At 64.1% G+C, this 13,757-nt stretch carries 12 protein-coding genes and 1 tRNA gene; 4 read left to right on the top strand and 9 right to left on the bottom strand.

Translation table 11 applies throughout. From position 1 onward, the window contains the following. The 5 genes from VN419_RS05475 to VN419_RS05455 all read right to left on the bottom strand — a co-directional run. Positions 1-660, bottom strand: a 660-nt coding sequence (locus VN419_RS05475) for an amidohydrolase family protein (protein ID WP_325645274.1), incomplete at its 3' end; no start/stop codon positions are given. An 82-nt stretch (positions 661-742) separates the two neighbouring features. Further along, positions 743-1,216, bottom strand: coding sequence for a thioesterase family protein (locus tag VN419_RS05470; protein WP_325645272.1), 474 nt, complete (start codon positions 1,214-1,216; stop codon positions 743-745). 20 nt (positions 1,217-1,236) lie between these two features. Beyond that, a complete protein-coding gene (locus VN419_RS05465) occupies positions 1,237-2,424 on the bottom strand; it encodes a cofactor-independent phosphoglycerate mutase (protein WP_325645270.1) in 1,188 nt (395 codons plus the stop codon). Positions 2,425-2,461: 37 nt separating this feature from the next. Next, positions 2,462-3,757 carry a homoserine dehydrogenase gene (locus VN419_RS05460; protein WP_325645267.1) on the bottom strand — a complete coding sequence of 432 codons (1,296 nt, stop codon included), beginning with the start codon at positions 3,755-3,757 and terminating at the stop codon, positions 2,462-2,464. A 9-nt stretch (positions 3,758-3,766) separates the two neighbouring features. Continuing rightward, positions 3,767-4,939: an aminotransferase class I/II-fold pyridoxal phosphate-dependent enzyme gene (locus tag VN419_RS05455; protein WP_325645265.1), complete on the bottom strand. Its 1,173-nt coding sequence runs from the start codon at positions 4,937-4,939 to the stop codon at positions 3,767-3,769. Positions 4,940-5,144: 205 nt separating this feature from the next. On the opposite strand from VN419_RS05455, the gene VN419_RS05450 reads away from it, so the two are divergent. The 3 genes from VN419_RS05450 (at position 5,145) to VN419_RS05440 (ending at position 9,751) form a co-directional block, all read left to right on the top strand. Next, a complete protein-coding gene (locus VN419_RS05450; RefSeq protein WP_325645263.1) occupies positions 5,145-5,597 on the top strand; it encodes a nucleoside deaminase in 453 nt (150 codons plus the stop codon). Between the two features lie 94 nt (positions 5,598-5,691). After that, a complete protein-coding gene (locus VN419_RS05445; protein WP_325645261.1) occupies positions 5,692-9,375 on the top strand; it encodes a PAS domain S-box protein in 3,684 nt (1,227 codons plus the stop codon). Further along, on the top strand, positions 9,368-9,751 hold the full coding sequence (locus tag VN419_RS05440) for a response regulator (protein ID WP_325645259.1): 384 nt from the start codon (positions 9,368-9,370) through the stop codon (positions 9,749-9,751). Before VN419_RS05445 ends, VN419_RS05440 begins: the two co-directional genes overlap by 8 nt. A gap of 112 nt (positions 9,752-9,863) precedes the next feature. Here VN419_RS05440 and VN419_RS05435 read toward each other — a convergent pair. Together VN419_RS05435 and VN419_RS05430 are read right to left on the bottom strand one after the other, a co-directional pair. Continuing rightward, positions 9,864-9,940, bottom strand: a tRNA-Pro gene (locus VN419_RS05435). 91 nt (positions 9,941-10,031) lie between these two features. Continuing rightward, positions 10,032-11,141, bottom strand: a complete 1,110-nt coding sequence (locus VN419_RS05430) for a glycosyltransferase family 4 protein (RefSeq protein ID WP_325645257.1) — start codon at positions 11,139-11,141, stop codon at positions 10,032-10,034. A gap of 166 nt (positions 11,142-11,307) precedes the next feature. On the opposite strand from VN419_RS05430, the gene VN419_RS05425 reads away from it, so the two are divergent. Next, a complete protein-coding gene (locus VN419_RS05425; protein WP_325645255.1) occupies positions 11,308-12,072 on the top strand; it encodes a hypothetical protein in 765 nt (254 codons plus the stop codon). Positions 12,073-12,093: 21 nt separating this feature from the next. On the opposite strand, the gene VN419_RS05420 is transcribed toward VN419_RS05425, so the two are convergent. Together VN419_RS05420 and VN419_RS05415 are read right to left on the bottom strand one after the other, a co-directional pair. After that, positions 12,094-13,011 carry an exopolyphosphatase gene (locus VN419_RS05420; protein ID WP_325645253.1) on the bottom strand — a complete coding sequence of 306 codons (918 nt, stop codon included), beginning with the start codon at positions 13,009-13,011 and terminating at the stop codon, positions 12,094-12,096. Between the two features lie 92 nt (positions 13,012-13,103). After that, on the bottom strand, positions 13,104-13,757 hold a 654-nt coding region (locus VN419_RS05415), incomplete at its 5' end, for an energy-coupling factor ABC transporter ATP-binding protein (protein WP_414652918.1).

Raw genomic sequence — 13,757 nt, 5'->3', positions numbered from 1 at the left:
CAGTTGCTCGGCCGGGTGTTTGGCGATGAGTTCGCGCAGGGTGTCGTCGTCGATGAAGGACAGGGAGCTTGAGGTGTCGAAGAAAACGTCCAGCCCGGCCAGATGCTCCACGGCGAACTTCCAGTGGCTGAAGCCGCCCAGATGTGCCGCGATGAGCCTGGGGCCGGGGAAGGCGTGGCGCAGTTTGGCCATCTTCAGCGGGCAGGAAGGATTCTTTTCCGGCGGCAGGGTGTCGCCCACGTGGATCATGAGCGTCCAGTCGTCGCCGATGATCTCCATGAGGGCGTAGAACTTGGGGGCGTCGAGGAAAAAGCCCTGGAAATCAGGATGGAATTTGAGCCCAGTAATGCCCGCCTTGCGCAGGCGCGCAAGCTCCTTCTCAGGCTCGGCGTAGTCCGGGTGCAGGGTGCCGAAGGCCGTGACGCGTGTTGACTGGCGCTCCATGTCCATGGCCCAGTTGTTGGCCGGGATGACCTGCGAGGGATCTGTGGCGGCGGTGTGCACCACCACGCGTCCAATGCCAGCGTTGTCGGCGCGGGCGAGGAGATCATCCAGCACGCCGGTGCCCTGCGGGTGGATGCCGTAGTGGCTGTGCAGCTGGGCGATGGCCTTTTCGGCTATTTTGGGATGAAAGACATGGGTATGCGTGTCGGTGAACACTGAGGGAACTCCTGCTGATGTGGCGGGAGTTCACATACGCCTGCATACAGGGAGGGGCAAGGAAAATGAAGCGGGGGAGTGCTTACTGCTGTCCTTCCGGGCGGTTGGATGCGGCGCCGGGTTCCATGTTCGGCGCGTTTTCGCACACTTCACGGAACCAGCCCGGCACGGCCACGGGCTTGCCCTGCGGGTTCACCATGGGGTGCTCGGTGTAGCCCTGGGCGGTGAGCTTTGATTTGTCCTCGTTCCAAAACTCGTACACGATGAGCATGCTGGCCCTGCGCCATTCGGCCACGCCGCAGTGCACCCAGAGCAGGTCGTCGTAGCGGGCGGGCACGCGGTAGCGGCACCAGGCCTCGCGTACGGGCAAAAGGATGCCGCGCTCCTCCACGAGGTTGTAGCCCATGCCGCGCTCGCGCAGGAACTGGCCGCGCGCACGCTCGAAAATGTGCAGGTATTCACCATAGTAGAGCACGCCCATGGCGTCTGTCTCGCCATAGGACACGCGGTGCGCGTACCAGGTGCCGTTGGCCGGGAACTCTTTGGGGAAGTCCATGGATGTTCCTTTGGGCGCGCCTAGCGCAGCTGGTGCAGCACCCAGGACATGAGCTCATGCCCGGTCTCGACCACCAGGCCGGTGCCGCGCGCCTGGGCCTCGGTGAAGGCCGTCAGACCATTCTCCTCGCCGCCCTCGCGCCAGAGCAGGAAGGGCACCGCGTCCGGCGTGTGCGTCTTTTCGGCAATGGGCGTAAAGTGGTCGCAGGTGATCACGAAGGCCACATCCTGTCCGGCCAGGGCCTTTTTAAGCGGGGCCACCACGCGCGCATCGAAGCGGGAGATGGCCTCGGCCTTTTCCGCGGCGTTGCCCGCGTGGCCGCACTCGTCCGGGCCTTCCAGATGCACGAAGGCGAAGTCGCCGCGCTCCAGATACTTGAGCGCCGCATCCACCTTGCCCTGATAGTTGGTGTCGATGAGCCCTGTGGCGCCCGGCACCTGGATGACCTCCATGCCCGCCGCGCGCCCCAGGCCGCGCACCAGATCCACGGCGGAGATCACGGCGCCGTCGAGGCCGAAGGCGTCCTTGAACGCAGGCAGGATGAGCGGGCGGCCTTGGCCCCAGGGCCAGATGGACTTGGCCTTGGTGTGCCCGGCCGTGCGCTCCAGGCGCTCTGCGGCCAGGAACAGCAGATCCCACATGCGGGCCGAGCGCGAGAACTGGCGCATGTCGGCGTATATGGGCTTGCCGGTGATGTCGTGGGGCGGGTTGATCCTGAGGTCCGCCTCTTCCTCCTTGGCGCCGCCCTTGTGCACCAGCAGGTGTCGGTACTGCACGCCGGGGTGGAACTGGAAGGTCTCGTCGCCCAGGTGGGCTTGCAGGTCCGCCACCAGCGGGGCCGAGACCTCGGTGGTGATGTGCCCGGAGGAATAGTCGAGCATGTCGCCCTGGGGCGAAAGCTCGGTCAGGTTCACCAGGTTCATGCGCCACACCAGGTCGTCGGGATCGAGGCTGAGCCCCTGGGCCGCCGCCTCTATGGGCCCGCGCCCGGTGTGGTGCTTGGCCGGATTGAAGCCCAGCAGCGACATGTTGGCCACGTCCGAGCCCGGGGCCATGCCTTCGGGCACGGTCTGGCAGGTGCCCACGGTGCCGGTTCTGGCCATTTCGTCCATGAGGGGCGTGGCCGCGGCCTCCAGACAGGTCTTGCCGCCCGGATGCTCGCCCGCCCAGCCGCCCATGCCGTCGGCGATGAGGAAAAGAAGCTTCATGCTGTGTCCGCCTGCGTGTGCGCGTGGGCCGCTTTGGCTACAGGATGGGAAGGTGCACCGTGGGCCGCACGGTGAAGGGCATGGCGTCGATGGCGCGGATGGTTTCGGCCACGGCGCTGGCCTTGGCCTCGTGCGTCAGGAACACGATGGCCACTTCCGGGGCCTTGTGGTCGCCCTTCTGCACCGCCTGGGCGATGGAGATGCCGTGCTCGGCCATGGTCTTGGCGATGGCCGCCAGCACGCCCGGCCGGTCCGTCACCGAGAAGCGGAAGTAGTGCAGGGACACGCATTCCGAGGAGGGCAGGATGTCCGCCGGGGGCAGGGGCTTGTTGCCGAAGCCGGTGTTGTCGAAGCTGGCGCAGGGGCTGTTCAGGCCCCGGCACAGGGCCATGACATCGGCCATGACCGCGCTGCCCGTGGGCAGCGAGCCAGCGCCCTGGCCGTGCAGCATGATGGGCCCAACCGCGTTGCCTTCCACGCGCACGGCATTGTAGTTGCCGCCCACGCGCGCCAGCAGGAACTTGTGGTTCACCAGGGTGGGCTCCACGCTGGCCGCGATCTTGCCGTCCACCTCTCTCGCCTGGGCCAGCAGCTTGATGCGGTAGCCGAACTCGCGGGCGAACTCGATGTCGAGCCCCGTCACCTGGGTGATGCCGCGCACCGGCAGGCTGGAGAGCGGGAAGTCCCGCCCGTAGGCTAGGCGGATGAGCACCACGAGCTTGTGCGCGGTGTCGAAGCCCTCGATGTCGAAGGTCGGGTCGGCCTCGGCATAGCCCAGTTCCTGGGCCTGCTTCAGGGCCGTCTCGAACTCCAGATGGTTTGTGGTCATCTCGGAGAGGATGTAGTTGGCCGTGCCGTTCATTATGCCCGTGAGCCGCTCGATGCGGTTGGCTCCCAGGCTCTCGCGCAGGGCCTGCACAATGGGCACGCCTCCGGCCACGCTGGCCTCGTAGAACAGGCCCAGGCCTTTCTCGGCCGCCAGGGCGGAGAGCTCCGGCCCGTGCAGGGCCAGCAGGTGCTTGTTGGCCGTCACCACGTGTTTGCCCGCGTTCAGCGCGCGGGTGATGAGCTCACGGGCCAGGTCGACCCCGCCCATGAGCTCCACCACGACGTCCACCTCGGACGAAAGCAGGTCGTCCGGGTTGGCGGTGAAGCGCACCTCGGGTCCGGTGGCCACGGCGCGCTTCTTGGTCAGATCGCGCACGAGCACGGTGGTGATGGCGACAGCGCGCCCCGTGCGGGCGAGGATGATCTCGCGGTTTTCGTGCAGAATCTGGGCGAGCCCTGAGCCGACCGTGCCGAATCCGGCGAGTCCGAGGCGCAGCGTATTCATTCGTTATCCTTATTTTCCGAAGAACTTCTTCAGGTTTCTCGTGGCCTGGTTGATGCGGTGGCGGTTTTCCACCAGGGCGAAGCGCACGTGGTCGTCGCCATAATTGCCGAAGCCAAGGCCCGGCGAAACGGCCACCTCGGCCTCGCGCAGCAGCAGCTTGGAGAATTCCACGCTGCCCAGGTGCTTGAATTCGTCGGGGATTTCGGCCCAGACGAACATGGTGGCCTTGGGCGGCTCCACTTCCCAGCCCGCGCGGGAAAGGCCCTCGATGAGGGCGTCGCGGCGGTCCTGGTGCACGTCCATGATCTCGCGCACGCATTCCTGCGGGCCGTTCAAGGCCGTGCAGGCAGCGATCTGGATGGGCTGGAAGATGCCGTAGTCCAGATAGCTCTTGATGCGCGTCAGGGCCTGGACCATGTCGCGGTTGCCCACGCAGAAGCCCACGCGCCAGCCGGCCATGGAATAGCTCTTGGTCAGGGAGAAGAACTCGACGGCCACATCCTTGGCGCCCTTGGCCTGCAGGAAGCTGGGGGCCACGTAACCGTCGTAGGTGAAGTCCGCGTACGCCAGGTCGTTGATGACGTACATGCCGTTTTCTTTGGCGAAGTCCACGATCTTCTGGAAATAGTCCACGTCCGCGCAGATGGTCGTCGGGTTGTGGGGATAGTTCACCACCAGGAGCTTGGGCTTGGGCCAGGTCTGCTTTACGGCGATCTGGAGATCCTCAAGGAAGTCGCGTCCCTTGCCCATGGGAATGCGGCGCACGTCCGCACCGGCGATGATGGCCGCATAGGGGTGGATGGGGTAGGAGGGATCCGGCGCGAAGACCACGTCGCCGGGGGAGAGCATGACCAGCGCGAGGTGCGCCAGGCCTTCCTTGGCGCCCATGGTGACGACGACCTCCTGGTCGTGGTCCAGCTCGACGCCGAAGCGGCGCAGGTACCAGTTGGCGATGGCGAGGCGGAGGCCCTTGATGCCCTTGGATGCGCTGTAGCGGTGGTTGGTGGACTTCTGCGAAGCCTCCATGAGCTTTTCCACGATGTGCTGGGGAGTGGGCAGGTCCGGGTTGCCCATGCCGAGGTCGACGATGTCTGCGCCCTGATGGCGCATCTTCATTTTCAGCTCGTTGACCTGGGCGAACACGTACGGCGGAAGTCTGTGGACTCTGGGAAACTGCTCCATGGCGCGCTCCTTGACTCCCCCGGAAAGGCCGGAGGTGATTATTCAGTAGTCCCGAACCATATATGCGTCAGGCGGGGTCTGTCAAAAGCAATGATGCCTGAAAGTTTCGGGTTATGTTGCAAGGTCGGGAAGTGAATGCTAACCTGTGGCATAAGTCGATTCAAATCCAGGCAAGTAACGGTAAAACCTGATGCTGGGAGCACCCATGGTCCGGAAAGAATATGTACGCATGCTTGAAGTGGCGCTTGAAGAAGCCCGCAAAGGGCTGTCCGAGGGCGGCGTGCCCATCGGCGCGGCCTTGTTCGATTCCGCAGGCGTGCTGCTGGGCCGCGGCCACAACCGCCGCGTGCAGGACAATGACCCGGCGATCCATGCGGAAACCGCAGCCTTCCGCGCCGCTGGCCGCAGAACGAGCTACCGCGACACCATAATGGTCACCACCCTGGCCCCGTGCTGGTACTGCTCCGGCCTGGTGCGGCAGTTCGGCATCGGCACCGTGGTGGTGGGCGAGAGCGAAACATTCCAGGGCGGTGTGGCTTGGCTGCGGCGCAACGGCGTGAAGGTGGTGGACATGAAGAGCGCCGCCTGCCGCGAACTGCTTGGCGGATTCATCGCGGCGCGGCCGGAGGTTTGGAACGAGGACATCGGGGTCGAGTGAGCCGTTCTTATGCATCATGTGCCGCCTCTTGTACGTACCGAGGATGTCGGGTAGCATCGCGGCAACTCCGCACGAGACGTACAGGGAGGCCCGCTTGAGACGCACACTTATTGCGCTGCTTCTTGCCCTGTGTACCCTGGCCGGTGGCGTAGGAAGGGGGCTGGCGGCGCCAATCCTGGAGCTTAGCCCGGAAGAAAGACAGTGGCTGGATGCGCACCGCGACTCCATCGCCCTCACCTATGACGCCTCGTTCCCGCCCATCGAATTCCTGGATGACGAAGGCCGTTACGCGGGCATGGGCGCGGATATCGTTGCCAAGCTTGAGATCTTGCTCGGCGTAACCTTCAGGAAAGCCCCGACCAATGATTGGAACGCGTTCCTCAGGGATCTGGAAAGCGGGAAAGCGTACCTGAACGCCGGGATGGCCAGCACGCCCGAGCGCGAGTCCTATGCCGCCTGCACGGCACCGTACATAACTCTCCCCATGGCCATCATCACTACCGCCAAGAGCTTCGATGGCGGGCCCGTCGACTGGACGAGCCTCAAGGGCCGACGCGTTGCGGTCGTTTCCGGCTACATGACAGAGAGCTACGTGCGGCGGCACGGAGATGGGCAGTTCACTGTCGTGCCGGTGGGCAGCGTGCGAGAAGGCCTGCGCGACGTGTCTTTCGGCGTGGCGGATGCCTTTGTGGACAACCTTGCCACCTCCTCCTACTACATTGACCGTGACGGTTTGACGAACCTGCGCGTGGCGGGCAGCCTGGACGCCGTGTTCCCCCTCGGCATTTGCGTAAGCCGCAAATATCCCCTGCTTCTAAGTGCTGTGCGCAAGGCCCTGGCCGCCATTCCGCCAGCGGACATCGAGGCCTCCCGCAAGAGTTGGATGCCCCTTGGCGGGCAGGGGGGGATGAGTCGCGAGAACCTGAACCTGCTGAAGCTTGCGGCGAGCTTCGTCGTGCTGCTGCTCATATGCTTGGCCGGCATCAGTTATCTCCTCAAACGCAGGTTGGACGAGAAGGTCCGCAGCCTGGGCGCGGCCCAACGTGAGCTGCAGGAGCAGACTGAACGCCTTGAACTCGCCCTGGACGCCACCAAGGGCGGGGTTTGGGAACTGTATCCGATCACGGGCGCGCACTATTACACCAACCAGTGGTTCGCCATGCTCGGCAGAAGGCCGGGTTCCGTGGAAAACACCCTGGACGCCTGGAAGGGGCTTCTGCACCCGGATGATCTGGCCGGAGCCTCGCAGGCCATCACCGCCTATTGCGAGTCGGACGGACACGGACTGTACGAGGCCGAGTTCCGCATGCGACATGCGGACGGCACGTGGCGCTGGGTGCTCGGCAAGGGCCGTGCTGTGGCTTGGGATGGCTCGGGCAGGCCGAGCCGAATCATCGGGCTGAACCTGGACATTCAGAAGCTCAAGGATGTGCAGGAGGAACTGCGCCGCAGTGAGCACATGGCCAAGGCAGCCTTTGACCAGACCTTTCAGCTATGCACTCTGCTGGATACCGGCGGGCGCATCGTGCAGATCAACAAGAACGCCCTGGCCTTTTCCGGCTGCAGCCTGCCGGAGATGCTGGGGCGGACATTCTGGGACTGCCACTGGTGGCCAGACCGCGATGAGGCGGAAAGACTCCTGCGGGCGGATCTGGTCACTGTGCTGGCCGGGGGGGTGGTCCGACGCGAGGTCGTCAGCCTTGATGCCGAGTGCCGGCGAGTACAGATGGATTTTTCCCTGTCGCCGCTCATAGAGGCCGATGGCTCCGTAAAGATCCTTATCGCCGAAGGGCGTGACATTTCCGAGATCCGCCGTGCGGAAGCCAGCCTGCGCGAAAAGACGGCCATGCTGGAAGCCATGGTGGACGCGACCCTGGACGGTTTGCTGGTGGTGGACGATCAGCGCCGGATTCTGCTGGCCAACCGGCGCTTCGCCGAGCTGTTCAAGGTGCCGCGAGCCCTGCTGGATGCGGCCGACGACGTCCCGGTTCTGGAATATGTGTCCGCCCAGGTCAGCCGGAAAGAGGATTTTCTCGGTTCGGTGGAGCGCTTGTACCAGGACCCGCGCATGATTGGACGCGATGAGATCGGCTTCTCGAACGGGATGCAACTGGACCGCTACACCGCGCCCGTGCTGGGAGACGACGGCAAGTCCTACGGCCGCATCTGGATGTTCCGCGACATCACCGAGCGCAAGTCTCTGGAACTGCGCCTGGCCGACCAACTGGCCTTTCAGGAAGCGCTACTCGAGACCATACCTTATGCAATGTTCTATAAAGGTCGGGATTCGCGCTTTCTCGGCTTCAACCGCGCCTACGAGGATTGCTTCGGCGTCCGGCGCGCGGAGCTCATTGGCAAGCGGGTGGTGGATTTGGAATACCTCCCTCTGGAAGATCGCCTGCTGTACCAGGCCGAGGACGAGGCCGTCATCGCGGAGGACCGCCAGGTGCACCGGGAGATGGCCATTCCCTTTGCGGACGGCAAGATCCATGACACCCTCTATTCGGTTTCCGGCTTCCGGCAGGCAGATGGCGGCGCAGGCGGACTCATCGGCATCATCGTGGACATCTCGGAGCGCAAGATGGCGGAAGAACGCCTGCGCCAGAGCGAGGAGAAGTTCTCGCGCATTTTTGAGATGGCCCCAGAGTGCATTTTCTTCATCCGCGTGTCCGACAACGTCCTCATCGACGCCAACGCAGCCTTTGAGACAGTGACCGGCCAGCGGCGTGAGGATTCCCTCGGACAGCCGATCACGAGCCTCATCGTCTGGGGCGAGCCGAGCGTGCGCGCGGAGTTCCGGCAGCGGCTCGAGGCGGAAGGTTCGGTGCTGAATTTCGAGATGCTGCTGTGCCGCAAGGACGGGGAACTGCGGCGGGTGGTCAATTCCTCGCGCGAGGTGACCGTCTCCGGAGAGCATTGCTACATCAGCGTCATCCACGACATCACCGAGCAGCGCAGAATGCAGGAGTTGCTCATCCAGTCGGAGAAGATGATGTCCATAGGCAGCCTGGCCGCAGGCATCGCCCACGAGATCAACAACCCCTTGGGCATCGTGCACCAGGCCGTGCAGAACCTCATCCAGCGCACCAGCCCGGAGCAGAGGAAGAACCAGGAGACCGCCGCCGCGCTCGGTCTCGACATGGGGCTTTTGCAGCAATACCTGAAGCAGCGCAAACTTGATGTGTTTCTGGAGGACATCCAGAGCGCGGCCCTGCGCGCCTCGGGCATTATCCGAAACATGCTCAACTTCAGCCGTCGCAGCGAGTCACGCCGCAGCGTATGTGATCTGCCCCGGATCATCGAACAGGCGGTGTTTCTGGCCTCCTCGGACTATGACTTGAAAAAGGCCTACGACTTCAAGCGGATTGAGATGGTTATGGACCTCGAGTCGGAGTTGCCCCGCTGCAACTGCACGGAGACGGAGCTTGAGCAGGTGGTGCTGAACCTGCTGCGCAACGCGGCCCAGGCCATGGCCATGGCCGACGCGCCACCTGCGAAACCAAGGATAGAGATCAGGCTGCGGGCTGTCGACGGTGGCGTGCGGTTGGAAGTTTCAGATAATGGACCAGGCATGAGCAAGGACATTTTAGGCAAGATTTTCGAGCCCTTCTTCACTACCAAGCCGCCCGGAGTGGGTACAGGGCTCGGCCTTGCGGTTTCGTATTTCATCATCACCAAGGGGCATCGGGGCAAGATGTGGGCAAGCTCCACACCGGGCCAGGGCACGACCTTCCACATAGAATTGCCAGCCGAGGTTGAGGAGGCGAACAGTGACTGAAGCCTCAAGGACGATTCTTGTCATCGACGACGAGGAGCGGGTGCGTGAGCTGCTGCTTGATTTTCTGAGCGAGTATGACGAGTTCGAGCTGCAAGGGGCCGGCAGCGGTGAAGAAGCCCTGGAACAGCTGCGCATGCGTCCCATGGACCTGTGCGTGGTGGACTTGCGCCTGCCGGGCATGAACGGGGCGCGCTTCATTGAGGAAGCCGCGGCAACGGGCCTGTGCCGACGCTTCATCGTGCATACGGGTTCGGTGGATTTTCTGCTGCCGCCAACGCTTCAGAAGCTCGGCATGGTGGACGAGGACATCTTCTACAAGCCCGTGAACGCCCTCGCCGTGGTGGACCGCATCCGCCAGCGCCTGAACGGCGGCTAGCTGGCACGCAGACGCTGGCTCCTGGGGCTGGCGCCATGTCGCTAAATCAGACCGGCGCGCCAGGCCAACGAAAAAGGGGTCACTGTTTCCAGTGACCCCTTGGCTCGTCGAGTGGTCGGGATGAGAGGAGTTGAACCTCCGGCCCCCTGAACCCCATTCAGGTGCGCTACCAGGCTGCGCTACATCCCGACGTGCGAGGTGGCCTTCTACCCCCGCTCTGCTTCGCTTGTCAACAAAAAGACACAGAAAAAATCACGAAGCATGAAATAATCCGCAAAGGTCAGCTTTTGCGGACGCTGGAGGCCCGCAGACAGGCCTCCACTCCGTCAAAGGCGTGGACCAGGTCGAAGCGTTCCAACACGCGCGCGCGGCCCGCGGCGCCCATGCGTGCACGCAAGGTCGCATCATTCAGAAGCTCTCGCAGGTTGTGCGCCAGGGCGTGCGTTTCCGGCGCGCACAGCAGACCGGTGACGCCGTGCTCCACCACTTCCGGGATGCTGCTGACGGCGAAGGCCGCCACGGGCAGGCGCATGGTCATGGCTTCGGCCAGCACGAAGCCGAAGCCTTCCCACAGGGAGGGCAGGGCGAAGATGTCGATACTCTGGTGGAAGGCCTTCATGTCCTGCACGAAGCCCAGGAACTCCACGCGGTCCTCTAGCCCCAGGCGCGTCGTCTGGGCCCTCAGTTCGGCCTCCAGCTCCCCCGTGCCCGCGATGAGCAGCCGGAAGGGCGGGGCCGTGTCCTTCAAGAGCGCGGCGGCCTCAAGGAGCAGGTGCTGCCCCTTCTGCTCGGTGAGCCGCCCGGCGGTGCCGATGACCAGCTCGCCCGGCCTGCGCGGCACAAGGGGCATGCTTGGTCTCGCGTCGAATTCAGCCGTGTCGAAGCCGTTGTAGATGAGGTGGATGCGCTCCGGCGCGATGAGATGCGGATTCTCTGCCAAAACGCAGCGCCGGGTCTCCTCGGAATTGACGATGAGCTTGGTGAGCACGCGGCCGAAGAGCAGGCGGTTCAAAAAGCGGTCGCGCACAGGCACGGCGATGCCCCGGCGGTAGATGATGTCGGGTACGCCCGCCAGCTTTGCCGCCACGCCGCCGGCCTTCACGTCGCGCGGCAGGCACAGCAGCACGGCGTCCACGGCCTCGCGCCGGAAGAAGTGCACCAGGCCCGCCATGGTCAGAGGATTCAGGAAGGACATGCCGCCCAGGTCCGGCGTGAACAGCCGGATGCCCGGCTCGTCCGCCAGGCGTCGCGCCAGCTCCCCGCCCTGCTTGGCCACCACGCACACGCGGTAGCCCCGATCGCGTGCGAGCAGGGCGTTCTGGCAATGCCAGTGCTCGCCGCCGCCCCAGGGGCCGTTGGTGTTGAAAAAGCACAGGGTCTTAGGCTGCATGGATTTCCTTGAGGCTTGGGGATTTCTTCTGCGCTGGCACAGTACATTGTCGTGCCGGGCGGGGCAAGGCGCTTGGCGCCTGGCTTTTCCTGGCGCGTGAACACGTTGCGCGGCAAGGGGGATTGGCGTACCGTCAATATGGATCAAAGAAACATGCGAGGCGTGCGTGGACCGGTATAAATCCCTGGCGGTCGCCCTTGAAGGCGAAGTGCTCTCCGAGATGGCGGGCACCTTCTTTGGCGCGCGCAAGGCGCTGGAGGACCAGCACGACGACTTCCTGTTGCGGGCCGAGGAACTGCGCGCCCTGGCGGCAAAAGTTTTCGCCCGTGTGTTTTTTCTGCGCTCGCTGCTGCTGGGACCAGAGGGCGAGGACGCCCTGTTCGCGGCCCTGGGCCTTCCCCCCTGCTTTCCTGAGGCCCAGGGGCAGTCCGGCTCGCGTACCTGGCGGCCAGACAGCCTGCCCTTCGCCCTTCTGCCTTCCACGCGTTATGTGAAGCTCGTGCAGCTGGCCTATGCGGAAGTGCACCACGCCTGCCAAGTCTACATGCTGGGCGAGTACGAGGACGACCCGGAGCTCAAGGGCCGCAAGCGCATGAGCCTGCATTACGCCCAGGTGGAGCGCCTGGGGCGCAGCCTGAACGAACGCATCGCCAAGCTGAACGCGGACATGCCCGCGTCCTCGGTGCTGCAGTACGCCCGCAGCATCAGCACCGTGGAGGCGCCTGGACAGGGGGCCATCACCAACGCCCTGGGGGCCGAGAGTCTGGACAAGGGCATGCAGTTCGTGCCTCTGGACTTCGCCTCGCTGAAGCTGTGGCGCGCGCCGGATTTGCCCGAGCCCAAGACCTGCGAGAAGACCCTGCGCAGCTTTGCGGCGGCGTATTACGACTCCCATACGGAGAAGATCCGGAGGGTGCTGGCGGATTTGTAGGCCGCTCTGTAGGGGGAATCCCTAGCCTGCGGCGATGATGCTGGCGGCCAGAGCCTTGATGACTTCCTCGGCGCGCTCCGTGGGCACCTGGCAGGTGCCTACCTTGTCGTGGCCGCCGCCGCCGTACTCCAGCAGCAGCCTGCCAACGTTGGTCTTGCAGTTGCGCTTCAGCACGCTGTGGCCCACGGTGATGACCACGTTCTGTTTGCGCACGCCCCACATGACCTGCATGCTGATGTTGCACTTGAGGAACAGGGTGTACACCAGGAAGCGGTTGCCCGCGTAAATGAGGTCCTCGCCGCGCAGATCGGTGAGGATGAGGTTCTCGTGCGCGGTGGAGTTCCTGCGCAGCATGTCCACAAAGAGGCGGACCTGCTCATGGTATACCTCCACACGCTCAACCACATCGGGCAGTTTCAGGATCTCCTCGGCCTTCATGGTGCGGCAGTAGTCGATCATGTCAAGCATGAGCTGGTAATTGCTCACGCGGAAGTCCTTGAACCGGCCCAGGCCCGTGCGCGGGTCCATGATGAAGCCGAGCAGAATCCAGCCTTTGGGCTCGGAGATCTCCTGCGGGGTCAGGGTGGCGCTGTCCACCTTGTCCACGGCCTCCAGCATGGCGTGCAGGTGCTTGGGCAGTTTCTTCTCGCCGTCGAAATATTCCCAGATGACGCGGGCGCAGCTCTTGTTGGCCTTGCTGGCGCCTTTGAACACAAGGTCCTTGCCCAGGCGCGTCATTTCGCTGGTGTGGTGGTCGAACCACATGCCGCAGCCGGGCACGTAGGGCACGTTGGCCAGGATGTCGTTCTCCGTCACCGTGATGAGGCCGTCCTGCAGGTCCTTCGGATGGGCGAAGAGATAGTCGTCGATGAGCCCAAGCTCCTTGAGCAGCACCGAGCAAACAAGACCATCGAAGTCCGAACGGGTCACGAGGCGCATGGGAATTCCTTTGGCTTTTGTTATCAGCGACATGAATCGGCCATTTAAGGCCTTAGCCTGTGGGGAAAGGCGCTGTCAACTCGCGGCGGGAACTAGTGGGGCTGTTCCGGGTGCGGGTGGGCGTGGGCGTGCCAGTGCAGCTCGGCCGCGGCCTCGCGCACCAGCCTTGTGCCGTCGATGGTGAAGAAGGTGTCGGACACGAGGTTCAGGAAGTCCCAGTCGTGCGAAACCGTGAGCACGGCCGCGTCCAGGTGCTCCAGAATGTGGATGAGCCTGTGGCGCGTTGACGGGTCCAGGCTGCTCGTCGGCTCGTCCAGGAGCAGGGCCTTGGGCCGCATGGCCAGCACCCCGGCCAGGGTGACGAGTTTTTTTTCTCCGCCGGAGAGCCGGTGCGTCAGCCGGTCTTCGAAGTCCGTGAGTCCCACGAAGGCCAGGGCTGCGCGCGCCTCGTCCGCGGCCTCGGCGGGCGAAAAGCCAAGGTTCAGCGGGCCGAAGGCCACGTCGTCGAGCACGGTGGGAAAAAGGATCTGGTCGTCCGCGTTCTGCAGCAGCAGGCCGATGCCGCGCCGCAGCAAACCGAAGTCCGCCTCGCTGTGCATGGGACGGTCCTCGAAGAGCACCTCGCCCCCGTTTGCGGGCAAAAGGCCCATCATCACGGAAAGCAGGGTGGTCTTGCCGCAGCCGTTGGGGCCGAAGAGCCCGATGCGTTGGCCCGCGTGCAGGGTGAAGTCCACGCCCTCGAACAC

This window comes from Humidesulfovibrio sp. (assembly GCF_035560995.1).
GTDB lineage: Bacteria > Desulfobacterota > Desulfovibrionia > Desulfovibrionales > Desulfovibrionaceae > Humidesulfovibrio.
Note: the sequence above shows the minus strand (reverse complement) of the source record. Positions and strands in the feature narration are given on the sequence as shown.